15 protein-coding genes are annotated in these 19443 nt (G+C 64.7%); 12 read left to right on the top strand and 3 right to left on the bottom strand.

Going from position 1 to position 19443, the window contains the following annotated elements; all coding sequences use genetic code 11:
* Positions 1–24: 24 nt before the first annotated feature.
* Together BJQ95_RS04520 and adhE are read left to right on the top strand one after the other, a co-directional pair.
* A complete protein-coding gene (locus BJQ95_RS04520) occupies positions 25–1170 on the top strand; it encodes a cysteine desulfurase family protein (protein WP_130178054.1) in 1146 nt (381 codons plus the stop codon).
* 158 nt (positions 1171–1328) lie between these two features.
* Positions 1329–4082: a bifunctional acetaldehyde-CoA/alcohol dehydrogenase gene (gene adhE / locus BJQ95_RS04515; protein WP_205750133.1), complete on the top strand. Its 2754-nt coding sequence runs from the start codon at positions 1329–1331 to the stop codon at positions 4080–4082.
* 102 nt (positions 4083–4184) lie between these two features.
* Here the strand turns inward: adhE and BJQ95_RS04510 are convergent, their stop codons facing one another.
* Together BJQ95_RS04510 and BJQ95_RS04505 are read right to left on the bottom strand one after the other, a co-directional pair.
* The gene (locus BJQ95_RS04510; RefSeq protein WP_130178053.1) at positions 4185–4844 is read right to left on the bottom strand and encodes an arsenate reductase ArsC; all 660 of its coding nucleotides are present in this window, start codon (positions 4842–4844) and stop codon (positions 4185–4187) included.
* Between the two features lie 30 nt (positions 4845–4874).
* Entirely contained in the window at positions 4875–5309 is a 435-nt protein-coding gene (locus BJQ95_RS04505; protein WP_130178052.1) for an arsenate reductase ArsC, read from the bottom strand.
* A 228-nt stretch (positions 5310–5537) separates the two neighbouring features.
* Here BJQ95_RS04505 and arsD point away from each other — a divergent pair, with 228 nt between their 5' ends.
* Positions 5538–5954, top strand: coding sequence for an arsenite efflux transporter metallochaperone ArsD (arsD, locus tag BJQ95_RS04500; protein WP_130178051.1), 417 nt, complete (start codon positions 5538–5540; stop codon positions 5952–5954).
* Positions 5954–7798 carry an arsenical pump-driving ATPase gene (gene arsA / locus BJQ95_RS04495; RefSeq protein WP_130178050.1) on the top strand — a complete coding sequence of 615 codons (1845 nt, stop codon included), beginning with the start codon at positions 5954–5956 and terminating at the stop codon, positions 7796–7798. The genes arsD and arsA overlap by 1 nt, the downstream gene beginning before the upstream one ends.
* Positions 7799–8011: 213 nt before the next feature.
* Here arsA and BJQ95_RS04490 read toward each other — a convergent pair whose 3' ends face one another.
* Positions 8012–9892, bottom strand: coding sequence for an FAD-dependent monooxygenase (locus BJQ95_RS04490; protein WP_130178117.1), 1881 nt, complete (start codon positions 9890–9892; stop codon positions 8012–8014).
* 229 nt (positions 9893–10121) lie between these two features.
* On the opposite strand from BJQ95_RS04490, the gene BJQ95_RS04485 reads away from it, so the two are divergent.
* From BJQ95_RS04485 to BJQ95_RS04450, 8 genes are all read left to right on the top strand, one after another.
* Complete coding sequence (locus tag BJQ95_RS04485; RefSeq protein ID WP_370688369.1) at positions 10122–10742, top strand: IclR family transcriptional regulator; 621 nt, start codon at positions 10122–10124, stop codon at positions 10740–10742.
* Positions 10743–10839: 97 nt separating this feature from the next.
* Positions 10840–12327, top strand: a complete 1488-nt coding sequence (locus BJQ95_RS04480; RefSeq protein ID WP_130178048.1) for a fumarylacetoacetate hydrolase family protein — start codon at positions 10840–10842, stop codon at positions 12325–12327.
* Entirely contained in the window at positions 12324–13001 is a 678-nt protein-coding gene (locus tag BJQ95_RS04475) for a GntR family transcriptional regulator (RefSeq protein WP_130178047.1), read from the top strand. The genes BJQ95_RS04480 and BJQ95_RS04475 overlap by 4 nt, the downstream gene beginning before the upstream one ends.
* Before the next feature lie 15 nt (positions 13002–13016).
* Positions 13017–14513, top strand: a complete 1497-nt coding sequence (gene hpaE / locus BJQ95_RS04470; protein ID WP_130178046.1) for a 5-carboxymethyl-2-hydroxymuconate semialdehyde dehydrogenase — start codon at positions 13017–13019, stop codon at positions 14511–14513.
* A gap of 37 nt (positions 14514–14550) precedes the next feature.
* Positions 14551–15708, top strand: a complete 1158-nt coding sequence (gene hpaD, locus BJQ95_RS04465; RefSeq protein WP_130178045.1) for a 3,4-dihydroxyphenylacetate 2,3-dioxygenase — start codon at positions 14551–14553, stop codon at positions 15706–15708.
* An 8-nt stretch (positions 15709–15716) separates the two neighbouring features.
* A complete protein-coding gene (gene hpaH, locus BJQ95_RS04460) occupies positions 15717–16502 on the top strand; it encodes a 2-oxo-hept-4-ene-1,7-dioate hydratase (protein ID WP_130178044.1) in 786 nt (261 codons plus the stop codon).
* On the top strand, positions 16487–17311 hold the full coding sequence (locus tag BJQ95_RS04455; protein WP_130178043.1) for an HpcH/HpaI aldolase/citrate lyase family protein: 825 nt from the start codon (positions 16487–16489) through the stop codon (positions 17309–17311). Before hpaH ends, BJQ95_RS04455 begins: the two co-directional genes overlap by 16 nt.
* Entirely contained in the window at positions 17304–18767 is a 1464-nt protein-coding gene (locus tag BJQ95_RS04450; protein ID WP_130178042.1) for an NAD-dependent succinate-semialdehyde dehydrogenase, read from the top strand. The genes BJQ95_RS04455 and BJQ95_RS04450 overlap by 8 nt, the downstream gene beginning before the upstream one ends.
* Positions 18768–19443: the final 676 nt, after the last annotated feature.

Here is a 19443-nt window from a genome sequence, read left to right as displayed (position 1 = left end):
CAGCAGCACCGAACCGGAGCAGCCATGATCTACCTGGACAACGCGGCCACCACACCGCTCCGCCGCGAGGTGGCCGAGGCCATCTGGCCGGTCATGACCCGCGGCTTCGGCAACCCGTCCAGCCACCACCGGGTGGGCGAGGCCGCCGCGGCCACGCTCAAGGCCGCCAGGGCCGACATCGCCCGGGTGCTCGGCTGCCGGCCGGGTGAGATCACCATCACCAGCGGCGGCACCGAGGCCGACAACCTCGCGGTCAAGGGGCTCGCGCTCGGCAGCCCGCGCGGCCGGCACATCATCACCACCGCGCTCGAACACGAGGCCGTTCTCGAGTCCTGCGACTACCTGCGCCGGGTGCACGGGTTCGAGATCACCCTGCTGGGCACGGATGCGACCGGTCGGGTCGACCCCGAAGAACTCGCCCAGGTCATCAGGCCGGAGAGCACCCTCGTCACCGTGCACTACGCCAACAACGAGATCGGCACCGTGCAGCCCATCGCCGAGCTCGCCGCGATCGCCCGCGCCGCCGGGGTGCCGTTCCACACCGATGCCGTGCAGGCCGCCGGCTGGCTGCCGCTGAACGTGGCCGACCTCGGGGTCGACGCGCTGAGCATCTCCGGGCACAAGCTCGGTGCGTCCCAGGGCGTCGGCGCTCTGTACCTGCGCGGCCGGCTCACGGTCGAACCGGTGCTGCACGGCGGCGGCCAGGAGCGCGGCAAGCGCAGCGGCACCGAGAACGTGGCCGGAGCCGTGGGGCTGGCCGTCGCCCTCAGGCTCGCCGAGGCCGAACGCACAGAGCTCGCGCCTCGGCTGACCGCGCTGCGGGACACCTTCGTGGCCGCCGTGCTCACCGGCACGCCGGGGGCGGTTCTCACCGGGCATCCGCTGCACCGGCTGCCCGGCCACGCCTCGTTCACCTTCGCCGGAACCGGCGGCGAGGCCGTGCTGCTCGAACTGGAACGACACGACATCGTCTGCTCGAGCGGGTCTGCCTGCGCCGCCGGCAGCGACGAGCCGTCGCACGTGCTCACCGCCCTGGGCATCCCCGCCGACCTGGCCCAGACCGCCGTGCGATTCACCCTCTCGGCCACCACCACGGCCGCGGACCTCACCGAGGCCGCCGCCCGCGTGCACGACGCGGTCGCCGCCGTGCGCGGCCTCGCCACCTCGTAACTGGACCCCCGCGCAACAGTTGGGCCTGGGCGAACGGAGGCTGAACGGGCGGAAAATGGCGGGGAGGTGGGACCTTTGGCCCGTGTTCTGGGCGTTGCGGCAGCCTATGTTTGAACCAGAGACAAAGATCCCAGATCGGGTTGTCCAGGAGGAAAACTATGACGATCACAGACCATCCAGTCGCCACTCCCATAGCTACGCAGATCGACACCTTGGTTGCCGCCGGCAACGTCGCGCTGAAGGACTACGCGGACTTCACCCAGGAGCAGATCGACTTCATCGTCAAGAAGGCCTCCGTCGCCGCCCTGTCCCAGCACGCCACGCTCGCCGTGCACGCCGTCGCTGAGACCGGCCGTGGTGTCTTCGAAGACAAGGCCGTGAAGAACCTCTTCGCGTGCGAGCACGTCACCAACAGCATGCAGAACCTCAAGACCGTGGGCATCATCAGCCGCGACGAGCTCACCGGCATCACCGAGATCGCCGAGCCCGTCGGCGTCATCTGTGGCATCACCCCGGTCACGAACTGTACGTCCACCGCGATCTTCAAGTCCCTCATCGCGCTCAAGACCCGCAACCCCATCATCTTCGGCTTCCACCCGGCCGCGCAGGAGTCCTCCGCCGCCGCCGCCCGCGTCGTCCGCGACGCTGCCATCGCAGCCGGCGCCCCCGCCAACTGCATCCAGTGGATCGAACAGCCCTCCCTCGAAGCCTCCACCCTGCTGATGAACCACCCCGGTGTGGCCCTCATCCTCGCAACCGGTGGTAACGCGATGGTTCGCGCCGCGTATTCCTGCGGCAAGCCCGCCCTGGGCGTCGGCGCCGGCAACGTGCCCGCCTTCATCGAGAAGAGCGCCAAGCTCAAGCGTGCCGTCAACGACGTCGTGCTCTCGAAGGCCTTCGACTACGGCATGATCTGCGCCTCAGAGCAGGCCGTCATCATCGAAGAGCCCCTCTACAACGAGGCCATGGCCGAGTTCAAGATCCTGCACGCCTACCGCACCAACAAAGAAGAGAAGGCCCTCCTCGAGGAATTCATCTTCGGTGTACAGGCCAACTCGGAGAACTGCGCCGGCGCCAAGCTGAACCCGAACGTCGTCGGCAAGTCGCCGATGTGGATCGCCCAGCAGGCCGGCTTCAGCGTTCCCGAAGACACGTCCATCATCCTGGTCGAGGTCTCCGGCGTTGGCCCGCACGAGCCGATGACCCGCGAAAAGCTCGCACCGGTGCTCGCCGTCATGCACGCCAAGGACGCCGAAGAGGGCATCTCGCTCTCCGAGCAGATGGTGGAATTCGACGGACTGGGCCACTCGGGCTCGATCCACAGCGAAAACCCCGCAATCATCGAGGAATTCGGCAAGCGCGTCAAGGCTGTCCGCATCATCACCAACGCCCCCAGCTCGCTCGGTGGTATCGGTGACATCTACAACGCGTTCATCCCTTCGCTCACGCTCGGCTGTGGTTCGTACGGACACAACTCCGTGTCGAACAACGTCTCGGCGATCAACCTGATCAACATCAAGCGCATCGGCCGGAGGAACAACAACTTGCAGTGGTTCAAGATCCCCGCGAAGACCTACTTCGAGCCGAACGCCATCCGTTACCTGGCCGACATGCGCGACGTCACCCGGGTCACCATCGTCACCGACTCGACCATGACCCGCCTGGGCTTCGTCGACAAGATCCTCGACGTGCTCAACCGCCGCGAGGGCCGCGTTGCCCTGCAGATCATCGACAACGTGCTCCCCGAGCCCACCGTTGCCGCCGTCGAGAAGGGCGCAGAAGAAATGCGCGCCTTCAAGCCGGACACCATCATCGCCCTCGGTGGCGGATCTCCGATGGACGCCGCGAAGGTCATGTGGCTGCTGTACGAACACCCCGAAATTGAATTCGCCGACATGAAGGAAAAGTTCTTCGACGTGCGCAAGCGCGCGTTCAAGTTCCCCGACCTCGGTGAGCTCGCCAAGCTGGTCTGCATCCCGACCACCTCGGGTACCGGCAGTGAGATGACCCCGTTCGCCGTCATCACCGACGACGTCACCGGCGTCAAGTACCCGCTGGCCGACTACGCGCTGATCCCGTCCGTCGCGATCATCGACCCCGTGCTCACGGCCATGATGCCCTCGTTCCTCGCCGCCGACTCCGGCTTCGACGCCCTGACCCACGCCACCGAGGCGTATGTCTCGGTGTACGCGAACGACTTCACCGACGGCCTGTGCCTGCACGCGATCAAGCTGATCTTCGAGAACATCGAGACCAGCGTCAAGGGCACCATCGGCAGCACCGATGACACCGTGATCAAGGCTCGCGAGAAGATGCACAACGCCGCGTCGATCTCCGGCATGGCATTCGGTAACGCGTTCCTGGGCATAGTCCACGCCATGGCTCACGTCACCGGCGCGCAGCTGCACCTGATCCACGGCCGGGTCAACGCGACCTACCTGCCGCACGTGATCCGGTACAACGGCACCGTCCCGACCAAGCTGACCAGCTGGCCCAAGTACGAGCACTACATCGCCCCGGAGCGCTTCCAGGAGATCGCCAAGCACCTCGGCCTCCCGGCTTCCACCCCGGCTGAGGGCGTCGAGTCCTACGCCAAGGCCGTCGAGAAGCTGCGCGACCAGGTCGGCATCAAGCCGTCCTTCCAGGCACAGGGCGTGCCGGAGGAAGACTTCATCAGCCGCCTCGACTCGCTCGCCATGGGCGCCTACGGCGACCAGTGCGCACCCGCCAACCCGCGGATGCCGATGCTGGACGACATGAAGACCCTCATGGAGGCCGCGTACTACGGCACGTCGTTCGCCGAGGTTCGCGCCGGACGCGCAGCCGTGGTTGACGCCGCGCTCGAGACCGGTGCAGAGGTTGTCGCCCCGGCCGAGGACGCCAAGAAGCCGGCCCGCAAGGCCGGCAAGTAGGCTCAACGGTCACAGCAGCACCCGTTCGACCTGCGCCAACACAACGGCCCCGCACACTTGTGCGGGGCCGTTCTGCGTTACCCGGGTGAGGCCCGGTGCGGGTCAAGCCTCTGCCTGGACCCCCACGCTGTCGAGCAGGGCCAGAACCTGCGCCCTGATCTCGTCGCGGATGCCGCGCACGGCCTCCAGGGACTGCCCGGCCGGGTCGTCCAACTCCCAGTCCTGGTACCGCTTGCCCGGGTAGACCGGGCAGGCGTCACCGCAGCCCATGGTGACGACCACGTCGGCCGCCTGCACCACGTCGTCGGTCAACGGCTTGGGGAACTCCTCGCCCAGGTCCAGGCCGATCTCACGCATGGCTTCGACCACGGTGGCATGGATCTCACCGGTCGGCAGCGAACCGGCGCTGCGCACGTGCACCCGCCCGCCCGAAAGGTGAGCGGTGAGCACGGCGGCCATCTGGGACCGGCCCGCGTTCTGCTCGCACACGAAGAGCACCTCGGGCACATCGCGCGCGATCGCACCCTTGGCTTGGGCCAGCGCCGTCAGCCGGTCGGTGGCGAACCGCACCGTGCGAGCGGCGACGTGCGCGCGCACCGTCGAGCCGCGCAGCAGGCCGGTGTAGGACTCCAGCACGTACCGCTCCACGGTTTCGAGACCGAAGATGCCGGAGAACTTCACCGACAGCTCATCGGAAAGACGGTGCAGGTAGGCCTCAGGGTAGGTGAGCCCGGGCAGGGGACGACGGTCCGAAACGTCCATGTCTACGCCTTGTCTGTGCGGGTGTCGTGATTAAACGGTCGCGGGCAGGATCTCGGCGAGCAGCTTCTCAATACGCGCCTTGATGTCGTCGCGGATCGGACGTACCGACTCGATGCCCTGGCCGGCCGGATCGGCCAGCGCCCAGTCCTCGTAGCGCTTGCCGGGGAAGATCGGGCAGGCATCGCCGCAGCCCATGGTGATGACCACATCGGAGTCCTTGACGGCCTCGACGGTGAGGATTTTGGGCACGTTGTTCGCGATGTCGATGCCGTCCTCGGCCATCGCCTGGATGGCCACCGGGTTGATCTGGTCTTTGGGCTCCGAGCCGGCCGAGAGCACTTCCACCTGGCCCTGGGAGAGCGCGGTGAGGTAGCCGGCGGCCATCTGGGACCGGCCGGCGTTGTGCACGCAGACGAACAGGACTGTGGGCTTTGCTGCGGACGTACCGGCAGTGATGTCAGACATGGGGCTTCCTTCGGATGGCGATTGATCGACATCTGTCAATATAGACGATCTACGCCGGAATCGGCATCCGGTGGCGAACCGTCACCCTCCGGATGCCAAGCGTTCAACATCTGTTCACCCTGCGACGAGCGCCGGACTGCCATAGCAGAAATCGATGACCATCTATATACTGGAGGAGCTAGACGCGCTCGACACCGTGTCGTTTCGCCCGGCGAAAAGAGGCTCCCCATGACGACCATCCAGATCTTCGAACCGGGTCTGTGCTGCGGCACCGGCATCTGCGGGGTCGACGTCGACCAGCAGCTTGTGACGGTGTCGGCCGACATTGACTGGGCGACCTCGGCCGGTGGCAACGTGCGCCGGTTCAACCTCGCCCAGGAACCGCTCGCGTTCGCTGAGAACGAGACCGTGCGCAGTTTCCTGCACACCGTGGGCCAGGAAGGCCTGCCGGTCACGATGGTCGACGGCGCCACCGTGCTCACCGGGCGCTACCCGTCCCGTCCCGAGCTGGCCAAGTGGGCCGGTTTGGGCGCTCCCGCGGTCGAGGACCGGCCGTCGCTGCTGGCGTCCGCCCAGCCCGCGGCCACACCCAGCGCGGCCGATGCCGGCTGCGGCGGCGGCGGGGCCGGCGAAGGCTGTTGCTGATGCCGCTGGGCACCGACACTCTTCCCGGCACCGGCAGCGTCAGCTCCCCCGCCTTCCTGGCGGATGCCCCACGGTTTCTTTTCCTCACCGGCAAGGGCGGCGTGGGCAAGACTTCCATCGCCTGCGCGAGCGCCATCCGACTGGCCGAGGACGGTGCATCCGTGCTTCTGGTCAGCACCGACCCGGCCTCGAATGTCGGCCAGGTTTTCGGTGTCACCATCGGCAACACCGTGACGCAGATCGACGCGGTGCCCGGGCTCGCCGCTCTGGAGATCGATCCGGAGCAGGCCGTCCAGCAGTACCGTGAACGCATTGTCGGCCCGGTGCGTGGCCTGCTGCCCGCCGCGGAGGTCGCGTCGATCGAGGAGCAGCTCTCCGGCGCCTGCACCACTGAGATCGCCTCGTTCAACGAGTTCACCGACCTGCTCACGGATGCCGCGTGGACCGCCGCGTACGACCACATCGTCTTCGACACCGCACCGACCGGGCACACCATCCGGCTGTTGCAACTGCCCGGCAACTGGACCGACTTCCTCACCCTGGGCAAGGGCGACCCGTCCTGCCTGGGCCCGCTATCCGGCCTCGAGAAGCAGCGCGCCGTGTACGCCCAGGCGGTGGCTGCGCTCGGCGATCCTGAGCGCACCAGGCTGGTGCTCGTGGCCCGCGCCCAGCAGTCCACTCTCGCGGAGGCCGCGAGAACCCACGCGGAACTGGCCGCGATCGGCATGAGCCGTCAGTACCTTGTGGTGAACGGGGTGCTGCCGGGTGAGGATGCCGACCCGCTGGCCGCCGCCATCCGCCGACGTGAGCTGCGCGCACTCGACGCCCGCGACCCGGCCCTGGCCGCGCTGCCCACCGACTACCTGCCCCTGATGGCCACGAACATGGTGGGCCTGCCCGCGCTCCGCAGCCTGCTCCCCCGCGACGGCACGGGCGCGAGCACCGACTCTGCCGCCGAGCTGCTCACGTCCGGACCAGCTGCCCCCGTGCAGAGGGGCAACTCGTCCGATGCGGCGCAGTTCGGTGCCGCCGGCCTCTCGGCCCTTGTCGATCAGATCGCCACCGACGGTCACGGTCTGGTGATGCTGATGGGCAAGGGCGGCGTGGGCAAGACCACCATGGCCGCCGCCGTCGCCGTCGCCTTGGCCGAACGTGGTTTTGCCGTGCACCTGACCACGACAGACCCTGCCGCGCACCTGACAGACACGCTCGACGGCGAGCTCGCCAACCTCGAGGTGTCCCGCATCGACCCGGCGGTGGAGATCGAGCGTTACACAGAGCATGTCCTGGCCACCAAGGGCGCCCGCCTCGACGAGCAGGGCCTGGCCATGTTGCGCGAGGACCTCCGGTCGCCGTGCACCGAGGAGATCGCTGTCTTCCAGGCCTTCTCCCGGGTGACCCGGGAGGCCAGGCACAAGTTCGTGGTGCTCGACACCGCCCCCACCGGGCATACTCTGCTGCTGCTGGATGCGACGGGGTCGTATCACCGCGAGGTCGCGCGCCAGATGGGCACCGGGATGCATTTCGTCACCCCGATGATGAAGCTGCAGGATCCGGCCGAGACCAAGGTGCTTCTGGTGACCCTGGCCGAGACCACCCCGGTGCTGGAGGCCGCCGGTTTGCAGGAGGACCTGCGTCGAGCCGGTATCGAGCCGTGGGCGTGGATAGTGAACAACTCGATCGCGGCTGCGGCACCGGCCTCCCCGCTGCTTCAGCGCCGTGCGGCCAACGAGCTGCCCGAGATCGACGCGGTGCACCGATGCGCTGCGCGCACGGCCGTGGTGCCACTTCTGGCCGTCGAGCCGATCGGCATCCCGGCCCTGGCCGCGCTGTCGGGTCGTTGACGCAAAAGTCCCGGTCTCTTTCGAGACCGGGACTTTTTCTTGTTGCGGGGGCAGGATTTGAACCTACGACCTCTGGAATGAATCCACGGTCAGCGGTTGTTTCTTGTTGCCTCGGAAGCCGCCGGGTTCCCTTGCGCGTCCGAATTTTCCTCTTTTTCAGATTCGGTGAGCCAAGCGGGCGAGGCGTCGACTGAATGCAAGCGTTCAATTTGCTCAGCGCGCGGGGATCATCGAGCGGCTGAAAAAGTCCGTGAGCTCGGCAGTCGCCGTGAGCGGTAGTACGGCGGCCACGTACTGGTCTGGGCGGACAACGACCACGACGCCGTCGCGCGACAACTCCCGCTGAGTGAAGATGTCTGCCTCGGTCCACCCATTCGCGCCGGCGGCGTAAACCTTCTCCCAGTCGGTGAGTCCGAACCGGCCCGTCTTGGGGAGAAATATGTCCGGCACCGCCGTGATGTCCACATCTTTGTAGCTTTGCTGGTAAATCGCTTTCACATCGAATACCGCGTCAACGTCGGCATCAGAGGGGGTGAAGCGTGTCAGCGGCGAGTCTGAGGTTCCAAGCCATGAAGCCCATTCCGAGAGCCCATCGCCGGGAGCATCAGCAAAGGCGTAGACCCTCCAACGTCCGTCAGCCTTCGCATGATGCCCAAGGTGCACTACGTTGCCGTCGCACACCCGCACGACCCCGACCGACTTGAAGCGCATGCCGAGCGGGAACCCGGGGGCCAACGCCTGATGCGCGGCGTCGCCCACGATCGCCGAGGTGCCGTAGTGCGTCATGAATCCAGAAGGGAACTCCGCAGTCGCCAGGTAGTGAGTGGCCAGGTCTTGCGGGTCGGAGATCTCTTCGGGCTTGCGAGCCATGAGCGCAGACCATTTTCGGTCGAAGTCGATAAGCTGCTGCGCTACCGGCTGGCGCTCCTCTGTATATGTCGAGAGCAGCGATTCGGGACTACGACCCGAAAGCACGAGGCCCAGCTTCCACCCCAGGTTGAACCCATCCTGCATCGACACGTTCATCCCCTGGCCGGCCTTCGCGCTGTGGGTGTGGCAGGCATCTCCGGTGAGGAAGACGCGCGGTGCGCGTTCAGTGCCCTCGGTCACGTCATCGAATCGGTCCGTCACTCGATGGCCGACCTCGTAGACGCTGTGCCAGGCGACCTCTTTCACCTCGATCGAGTACGGGTGAAGAATCTCGTTTGCCTTCGCAATAATGGCCTCGACCGGCGTTTGACGCACCTGATGATTGTCGTCCCCGGCGACCTCGCCGAGATCGATGTACATACGACTGAGGTAACCCCCTTCACGAGGGATATGCAGAATGTTTCCGGCGACCGAGTTGATCGCACACTTCGTCCGCCAATCGGGAAAGTCGGTGTTGACGAGCACATCCATGACCCCCCAGGCATGCAGCGATACCTCGCCAAGGTGCTTCCGTCCGATTGCCTCACGCACCCCACTACGGGCGCCGTCACAGCCCACCACGTACTTTGCGCGCACGGTGCGTTCCTCTCCGGGCCATCCTTCTACAAGGTGACGAACTCGAACCTCGACCGGATACTCCCCGTCTTCGTGAACAGTGAGGCCGACAAACTCCACACCGTAATCGAGCCCGATTCGACCCGGGCCATTCGCTGCGGCCTCTGCAAAGTAGTCGAGGACGCGCGCCTGATTGACGATCAGGTGAGGGAACTCGCTAATCCTCAGGCCATAGTCTTCGGTCCGCGAGGTACGGACGATGTTTCGCGGGTTCTCCGGGTCGGGTCCCCAGAAGTTCATGTAGGCGATGTTGTAGGCCTCGGCAATAATCCGTTCTGCGAACCCGAAAGCCTGAAAAGTCTCCACGCTGCGGGGCTGGATCCCGTCGGCCTGGCCAATCGCCAATCGGCCCTCGCGCTTCTCGACGACGCGGGTCGTCACCTCAGGGAACTGCGACATCTGTGCGGCCAGCAGCATGCCGGCGGGGCCAGACCCCACGATGAGCACGTCGACCTCGGCGGGTAGCTCCTCCGGACGCACCAAGCCTGATCCGGCCGCATCGCTCAGCCGCGGATCCCCGGAGACATAACCCTTGTGGTGGAACTGCATCATCGCCCATTTCTTCCCGACTACGTTGTCAGACCTACACGCTATGTTCGATAATCGAACACTACGATCTACTACTGAACATGATGCTAGACGCGATAACCTCGCAGTGCAAGAACTCGAGCGACACCACACACGGAGGGCAAGATTGGGCGAGAGACCCGTTCCCGGTTCACAGACACTGAGTCGCGGCATCCAAATCCTCGAAATCCTCGCGGACGCACGCACCCCGATGACGATTGACGATCTCGCCGCCCACCTAACGGTTCACCGATCCATCGCGTATCGCCTGCTGCGCACACTGGAAGACCACAAGCTGGTATCGCGAGACTCAAGTGGGATCGTCACCCTGGGCCCGCGAATGGCGACACTCGCCGCAGGAGTCTCCCAGGACCTTCAGGCCAAGGCGCTTCCCCAGCTCACCGCCGCGGCCAACGATTTGGGCATGACGTGCTTCCTCGTCGTCCTCGACGGAGATGAGTGCACAACCCTCGTCGGCGTCGAACCACGTCATGCGATTGCCAGCGTGGCCCAGCGCCCCGGAGCCCGCCACTCCATCTTCGCCGGGGCCCCAGGGAAGGCGATACTCTCCGAAATGGACCCGAACGAGTGGATCCACGGCGCCGGATCTGCGCTATCCGCCGACGTGATGGCGGCCAGCCTCGCGGGATACGCAACCAGCCACGACGAGGTCATCCCGAATGTCCATTCGGTAGCCGTGTCGCTTCGCATACGCGGGCAGCGCCCCGCCGCCGTAGCCGTGGTCTACGTTGCAGCACAGGCCGACGTCGCCGCCATCGCGGCCCGCTTGCATATCGCGGCTCGCGCAATCCGCGATTCCTTTGGGGGCTAGTGGATTGTGATCCGGATTGCCAATTGCGACTGAGATGATATACGATTTCAGATATTGCCCCGAAGGGCGATGACCACGACGCAAGGAGGCGCACAACGTGGGAAGCATCGCCCGCCCGAGCAAAATCATCGCAGTCCACCTGAGCTATGCGTCTCGAGCCGACCAGCGAGGCCGACGTCCCGACCGCCCCTCGTACTTCTTGAAGCCAAGCAGTTCGCTCGCCTCATCCGGGAGCACCGTCGAGCGCCCTGCCGGCACGGAGCTCCTTGCCTTCGAAGGCGAGGTGGCTCTCATCATCGGTTCCCCGGCCCGCCGCGTCAGTTTCGAGGATGCGTGGGATCACGTCGCGCACATCACCGCCGCGAACGATTTGGGGCTTTATGACCTCCGTACGAACGACAAGGGGTCCAATGTTCGTTCGAAAGGCGGCGACGGCTACACGCCATTAGGTCCCGACCTCATCGACGCCCGGTCGATTGACCCTGCAGCCATCCGTGTACGAACGTGGGTCAATGGCGACCTCCGCCAAGATGCCACAACCGACGACCTGATGTTTCCGCTTGCACAGATCGTGGCAGATCTGTCCCAGCATTTCACGCTGGAACGAGGCGACGTGATTCTTACTGGCACTCCGGCGGGCTCATCCGTGATTGTCCCCGGCGACGTCGTCGAGGTCGAGGTCGACGCCCCGACCGCAGGGGGAGCACCGAGTTCCGGGCGTCTCACTACGACGGTGGTCCAAGGTACGAACGATTTCGACGCAAGGCTCGGTTCGCTTCCTCTGGCCGACGACGTCCAACGCGCCGACGCGTGGGGTTCGGTGGAGGCCGCCGGATTGACGCCCGCAGCCCCCACCGACGCTCCCCCGTTGCTCACCCCAGAGCTGCGCAGCCTTCTGATGACCATCCCCACCGCGGGGCTCTCCGCGCAGCTGCGCAAGCGCGGGATCAACGCCTGCGTGATCGAGGGCGTGTCAGCCAATCGGCCAGACACGAAAATTGTGGGCACGGCGAAGACCCTCCGATTCGTTCCCGGTCGCGAAGATCTCTTCCTTACCCACGGCGGCGGTTACAACGCGCAGAAGCGCGCGTTCGATGAAGTCGCCCCCGGCGAAATAATCGTCATCGAAGCACGCGGCGAGACCGGATCCGGCACGTTTGGCGATGTTCTCGCCCTCCGAGCCCGGGCCCGGTCGGCCGCTGGCGTCATCACCGATGGTGGGGTCCGCGACTTTGACGCCGTCGCCGAAATCGGACTCCCGGTCTTCTCCAAAGGCGCCCATCCTGCCGTCCTCGGCCGCCGACATGTTCCCTGGGACGTCGATGTGACGATCGCGTGTGGTGGTGCCACGGTTCAACCCGGCGACATCATCGTTGCCGATGGAGACGGTGCGATCGTAATTCCCCCGACCCTCGTCTTCGAAATCGCACACGATGCGTTCACCCAAGAGAACGAAGATGCCTGGATTGCCGAGCAGGTCGCGAGCGGACACGCCATCGACGGCCTGTTTCCGATGAACGCGATGTGGCGCGCCCAATACGAGGCATCCCGCACGCCGCCTGAATTGAATGGAGTCGGCGCATGACAACGACCACAAGCAAGTCCCAAGTCGCCTACCACTGGATCAAAAAGCGCATCACCGGACACGTCTACACGCCCGGCTACCGACTGGTGCTCGGAACGATAGCCGGCGAGCTGGACATGAGCGTCGTCCCGGTCCGCGAAGCCATTCGGCAGCTCGAGGCCGAAGGGCTCGTCCAGTTCTCCCACAACGTCGGAGCACGAGTCGCGATGGTCGACGACTCCCAGTACCGCGACAGCATGGAGGCGCTGAGCATTCTGGAGGGATCCGCGACGGCACTCGCCGCGCGAGCGCTCACACCGGATGATCTCCGGGCCGCCCAAGCCATCAATGCCCAAATGATCGAGACTCTCGACCACTTCGATCCCTCGGCGTTCACTGCGCTGAATCAGCAGTTCCACGCCGCTCTCATCGGACCGTGCCCGAACCCGCGCCTTCACGAACTCGTCAACGCCGAGTGGGCGCGGCTCGGACGTCTTCGTGACTCCACATTCAGCTACGTCCCGGGCCGCGCCCGCGAGTCAGTACGCGAACACGAGAACATCATGGCTCTCATCTCGCAGTCGGCGCCGCTCGACGACATTGAGCGGGCTGCCCGACAGCACCACTCCGCGACGCTCGACGCCTATCTCCAACACGAACATCCCGACGAAGCTAGCCGGCTCCGCATTCTCTGAGGACCTGAAATCAACATGGTAGAAACTCGCATTCCCGCAGATCTCCCCGGTCACATTCAGCACTACATCAACGGCGCATTCGTCGACTCCGCCGACGGCGACACCTTCGACGTGCTGGACCCGGTGACGAACGAAAACTACGCTACCGCCGCCGCCGGGAAAAAGGCGGACATCGATCTCGCGGTTGCCTCCGCCAGGACGGCTTTCGGCCACGGTAAATGGCCACGAATGCTCCCGCGGGAGCGGAGCCGTGTGTTGCACCGCATTGCAGACATTGTCGAATCACGCGATCAACGGCTTGCCGAGCTGGAGAGCTATGACTCCGGCTTGCCGATCACGCAGGCACTCGGCCAAGCACGGCGCGCCGCCGAAAACTTCCGCTTCTTCGCGGATCTCATCGTCGCCCAAGCGGACGATACTTTCAAGGTTCCCGGACGTCAGCTCAACTACGTCAACCGCAAGCCCATCGGTGTTGCAGGCCTCATCACGCCGTGGAACACCCCGTTCATGCTCGAGTCGTGGAAGCTCGGCCCCGCGCTCGCCACCGGCAACACGGTCGTTCTCAAACCCGCCGAATTCACCCCGCTGTCGGCGTCGCTGTGGGCGGGAATTTTCGAAGAGGCAGGACTCCCCCGAGGCGTGTTCAACCTCGTGAACGGCCTCGGCGAAGACGCCGGCGACGCGCTGGTGAAACACCCGGACGTGCCGCTGATCTCGTTCACCGGCGAGAGCCGCACAGGTCAGACCATCTTTGGCAACGCCGCACCATTTCTCAAGGGCCTGTCGATGGAGCTCGGCGGCAAATCACCGGCAATCGTGTTCGCCGATGCAGATATCGACGCCGCGATAGACGCGACGATCTTCGGCGTGTTCTCCCTCAACGGCGAGCGGTGCACGGCCGGCTCGCGCATCTTGGTCGAACGCTCGGTCTACACCGAGTTTGTCGAGCGGTACGCGGCGCAGGCGAAACGAATCAAGGTCGGATACCCGCACGATCCTGCGACCGAAGTAGGGGCGCTCGTTCACCCGGAACACTTCGACAAGGTTATGAGCTACGTCGAGATCGGCAAGTTGGAGGCCCGCCTTGTGGCCGGCGGCGGTCGACCCGAGGGGTTCCCGACGGGAAATTTCGTGGCTCCCACCGTCTTCGCCGATGTGTCTGCCGACGCCCGCATCTTCCAAGAAGAGATCTTCGGCCCTGTCGTCGCGATCACCCCATTCGACACCGACGACGAAGCGCTCGCGCTGGCGAATGGCGTGAGGTATGGGCTCGCCGCCTACGTGTGGACCAATGACCTCAAGCGGGCCCACACCTTCGCGAGCTCAATCGAGGCCGGCATGGTGTGGCTGAACAGCAACAACGTGCGCGACCTCCGCACACCGTTTGGCGGCGTCAAGGCCTCCGGCCTCGGACACGAGGGCGGATATCGCTCGATCGATTTCTACACCGACCAGCAGGCCGTGCACATCACCCTCGGCGAGGCCCACAACCCCACCTTCGGCAAGAACTGACCACCCCGACCATCAGACATCACGCAAGGACGCTGATATGACACACATGCATGATCGCACTCTCTCCACCGCGGGCTTCTACATCTCGCAGGAGGCGCCCATCTACAGTGATAATCCCGTCCCGACACCGAGCGCACCTGCCCCCGACATTCTGCGATGCGCGTACATGGAACTCGTTGTCACCGATCTGGCCGCTTCTCGCGCCTTTTACGTCGATGTCCTAGGCCTCGCCGTCACCGAGGAAGACGAAGAGGCCATCTACCTGCGCTCGATCGAGGAGTTCATCCACCACAACCTCGTTCTTCGAAAGGGACCGGTGGCGGCGGTCGCCGTCATCAGCTACCGCGTTCGCACGCCAGCGGACCTCGACAAGGCAGTCGCCTTCTATACCGAGCTTGGTTGCCGCGTCGAGCGACGCGACGCTGGCTGGACGAATGGTATCGGCGAGTCCGTTCGAGTCGAAGACCCGCTGGGATTCCCGCACGAATTCTTCCATGAAGTCGAACACGTTGAGCGTCTCGCCTGGCGTTACGATCTGCACACCCCGGGCGCGCTGGTGCGTCTGGACCATTTCAATCAGGTGACTCCGGATGTCCCTCGTGCAGTGAAGTTCATGCAGGACCTCGGATTTCGCGTCACGGAGGACATCCAGGATGAAAACGGCACCGTTTTCGCAGCGTGGATGCGGCGCAAGCCGACGGTACACGACACCGCGATGACGGGCGGCGATGGTCCACGTATGCACCACATCGCGTTTTCCACGCACGAGAAGCACAATATCCTCGCGATCTGCGACAAGCTCGGGGCTCTGCGCCGATCGGATGCGATTGAGCGTGGGCCGGGCCGGCACGGCGTCTCCAATGCGTTCTATCTTTACCTGCGCGACCCGGACGGCCACCGGGTGGAGATCTACACGCAGGACTACTACACCGGCGACCCGGACAACCCTGTCATCACGTGGGACGTGCACGACAATCAGCGCCGTGACTGGTGGGGTAATCCGGTCGTGCCGTCCTGGTACACAGAGGCTTCCCTTGTGCTCGATCTGGACGGCAATCCGCAGCCGGTCGTTGCCCGCACCGACGCCAGTGAAATGGCCGTCACAATCGGGGCCGATGGCTTTTCCCACACCCGGTCGGGTGACGAACTCCCCGAATACAAGCAGGGCGAGTACAAGCTCGGCCACCAGCTCTAGGAGACGCCGTGCTTCCCGAAACGACCATCTCGCATATCGCCGAGGAACTAGCTGCGGCCGACCGTGACGGGACAACCATCCCGCGCATCACCGCCCGTCATCCCGAGGCGACGGTGGAGGATTCGTACGCCATCCAGGGCGTCTGGCGCGACGGCCAACTCGCCGCCGGACGACGCCTGGTAGGCCGAAAAATCGGACTCACGTCTCGCACAATGCAGCAGGCGACAGGCATCACGGAGCCTGACTACGGCGTGATGTTCGACGATACCGTCTGGAAAAACGGCTCGCTGATTCCCCACGACCGATTCTCCAATGTTCGAGTTGAGGTTGAGCTCGCCTTCATCCTGAAGGATGCATTGGAAGGACCGCACTGCACTGTGTTCGATGTTCTGCGAGCGACGGAATATGTCGCTCCGGCGCTCGAGATCCTCAATTCACACATCGAACTCGACGGCCGCACGATCGTCGACACCATCAGCGACAACGCCGCGTATGGCGGATTGGTACTCGGCGGCAATCCGACTCGGCCCGACGCAGTCGACCTCCGGTGGGTCTCCGCCCTGCTCTACCGCAACGAAACGATAGAGGAATCAGGAGTCGCGGCCGCGGTGCTCAATCATCCAGCGACAGGGGTCGCATGGCTGGCGAACAAACTCCACCAGCACGGCTCCCGGCTGGATGCCGGCGAGGTCATTCTTTCGGGGTCATTCACCCGCCCGATGTGGGTTGAGAAGGGCGACTCGGTGCTCGCCGACTATGGCCCGATGGGAACCATCTCATGTCGCTTCATCTGAGCCCGACGCTCCGGCGTCGACTTGCTACCGCGTCCCGCCCCCTCTTCGGAGGATGGGTGAGCTCCGGATCCGCGATCATGGCGGAGATCATGGCGGGTTCAGGCCTCGACTGGGTCCTCATAGACATGGAGCACGCGCCCAATGAGCTGACCTCGGTTCTCGCGCAGCTGCACGCCGTGTCGGCCTATCCGGCCACGCCTGTCGTTCGCGTTCCGACTGGCGATGCAATAGTAATCAAGCAGGTGCTCGACCTCGGAGCTCAGACGATCCTTGTGCCGATGGTGTCGACGGAGGACCAGGCGCGCGCCGTCGCGGCGTCAACTCAGTACCCTCCCGCCGGTCGCCGCGGGGTCGGCAGCGCGCTCGCCCGTTCGGCACGCTGGAATCGAGTCGAGAATTACCTGGCCAATGCCGCGGAGCACGTCTCGGTTTTCGTGCAAGTCGAGACGGCGGAGGGTGTCGAGAATGCCTACGAGATTGCCTCTACCCCCGGCATTGACGGGGTCTTCGTCGGGCCCAGTGACCTGGCCGCGTCAATGGGCGTGATCGGCCAACAAACACATCCTGAGGTTGTCGCGGCGGTGCGTCGCGCGATCACGAACGTGGCACGCAGCGGCAAACCGGTCGGGGTTAACGCATTCGATCCTGACAGTGCGCGTACGTACGTCGAAGCAGGGGCAACATTCGTGCTCGTCGGCGCAGATGTCGCCCTAGTTGCCAGAGCGTCCGAAGCCCTCGCCACAACTTTCATCCCCAGCGCCGCACTCGAGCGCAAGAACTTCTGCGAGAAAGAAGCACCGCATGAATGACAGAGAGACAGCCCTGCTTGCAGGAGTTCCCAGCCGCCTCTTCATCGGCGGCGAATGGCAAGACGCGTCGGGTGGTGGAACTTTTGATGTTCTCGACCCGTCGACGACCGACGTCATTGCACGTGTCGCCGATGCCACGGCTAACGACGGCACACGAGCACTCGACGCGGCGGTCGCGGCTCAGGCAAGCTGGGCGGCGACGGCGCCGCGCACCCGAAGCGACATTTTGCGCCGCGCATGGGAACTCGTCGAGGAACGCAAGGAGGATGTTTCGCTCCTCATGACACTTGAGATGGGCAAGCCGCTCTCCGAGGCGCGCGGCGAGGTGGCCTACGGTTCCGAATTCCTGCGCTGGTTCAGCGAGGAGGCGGTGCGCATCACCGGACGCTACGGGCTGAACCCCGAGGGCACCGGCAGGATGATCGTGTCTCAGCACTCCGTTGGCCCTTCGTTCTTCATAACTCCATGGAACTTCCCCTTCGCAATGGCGACTCGAAAGATCGCGCCGGCGTTGGCGGCAGGATGCACTGTGGTCATCAAGCCGCCGCAGCTCACTCCACTCACTACGCTCTTCTTCACCCAGATACTTGCCGATGCCGGCATACCAGCGGGTGTCGTCAACGTCATCCCCTCGGCCTCCGCGCGTCGCGTCGCGACGCCGATCATCACCGACCCAAGGCTGCGAAAGCTGTCCTTCACTGGCTCGACGGAAGTCGGGCGGCAGCTCATAGCGCAAGCCGCTGAGGGCGTCTTGCGCGTCTCAATGGAGCTCGGCGGCAATGCGCCGTTCATCGTCTTCGAGGACGCCGACATCGAGAAGGCCATTGACGGCGCGATCGCAGCAAAATTTCGCAATGTGGGCCAAGCCTGCACCGCTGCGAACCGGTTCATCGTGCACGCCTCGGTTGCTGAGGTCTTTGCCGCCAAGATCACCGAGCGTGTTGATGGCATGCGCATCGGCCGAGGCACAGAGGAGGGCGTCGTCATCGGCCCGCTCATCGACGCAGAGGCCGTTGCCAAGGCCAACGCGCTTGTAGTCGACGCGGTTGACCGAGGAGCGACTTTGCTCACGGGTGGCACATCACTCGACGGTCCTGGAACGTTCTACGCCCCTACGGTTCTCCTCGGGGTGGCTGCAGGAAGCGCAATCCTGCGCGAAGAGATCTTTGGCCCTGTGCTAGCGATCGCGACCTTCGACGATGAGGAGGAGGCCGTTCGCCTCGCTAACGACACCGAGTATGGGCTCGTCTCCTATGTCTACACGCAGGACCTCGCCCGCGGTCACCGCATGATCGACCGCCTCGAGACGGGCATGATGGGCCTCAACGCGGGGGTCGTCTCCAATGCCGCGGCCCCGTTCGGTGGCATCAAACAATCGGGGGTCGGTCGTGAGGGCGGGCTGGAAGGTATCTACGAATTCTTGTCCACCAAGTACACGCTGATCCCGACCGACTAAGCCTCAATCCACCGCTCGGCCGAGGCGTGGCGTCGTTTCTTTGATTTGAGAGGTTGGAGCGCGTTGGGGCGTTTCGCCCCGGGTTCAATGGAGGTTCTTGATCTCCGGAGAAGTTGAAAATCATGCCAGCTTTGAAGAAGTATCCACCGGAGTTGAAGGAACGGGCGGTGCGTCTCCTTCTGGATGCTCGTGACCAGGACGGCGGCCGTCGGGGCGCGTGTTCTAGGCCCGGGCAGCAGCTCGGGATCCGCGCCTGCGCACGGAGATCGGGATGACGATCCTATTCGTGACGCACGGCGTCGAGGAGTGTGTATACCTCTCTGACCGCGTCCTCGTTCTGTCCGCGTCGCCGGCGCATGTCATTGCCGACCTGCCCGTCGATCTTCCCCAGCCCCGCGATCAGATCACTACACGAGAAGATCCCATCTGCGTGCACCTCCGGGGTGAAGTACAACCCGCCTCATCCGTGCGGCAGGCACTGCCGACTAGGTTGCACCAACCGAAGCCTTGAGATCGAGTTGAACGCCTAGCGGAGGGCGTTGGCGCAGCTGTAGCCACGGGACCCGACCGTCGCGGCAACGCCAAACCCAGGGAGCGCCCGGTATAGCGGATCGCCCGGTTTCGGGCAACCTTGTCGCGGTGATGGCTGAGCCCGATCCTGTCGCGCCCGTCGCGC

The sequence above is a fragment of the Cryobacterium sp. SO1 genome (genome assembly GCF_004210215.2).
GTDB lineage: Bacteria > Actinomycetota > Actinomycetes > Actinomycetales > Microbacteriaceae > Cryobacterium.
Note: the sequence above shows the minus strand (reverse complement) of the source record. Positions and strands in the feature narration are given on the sequence as shown.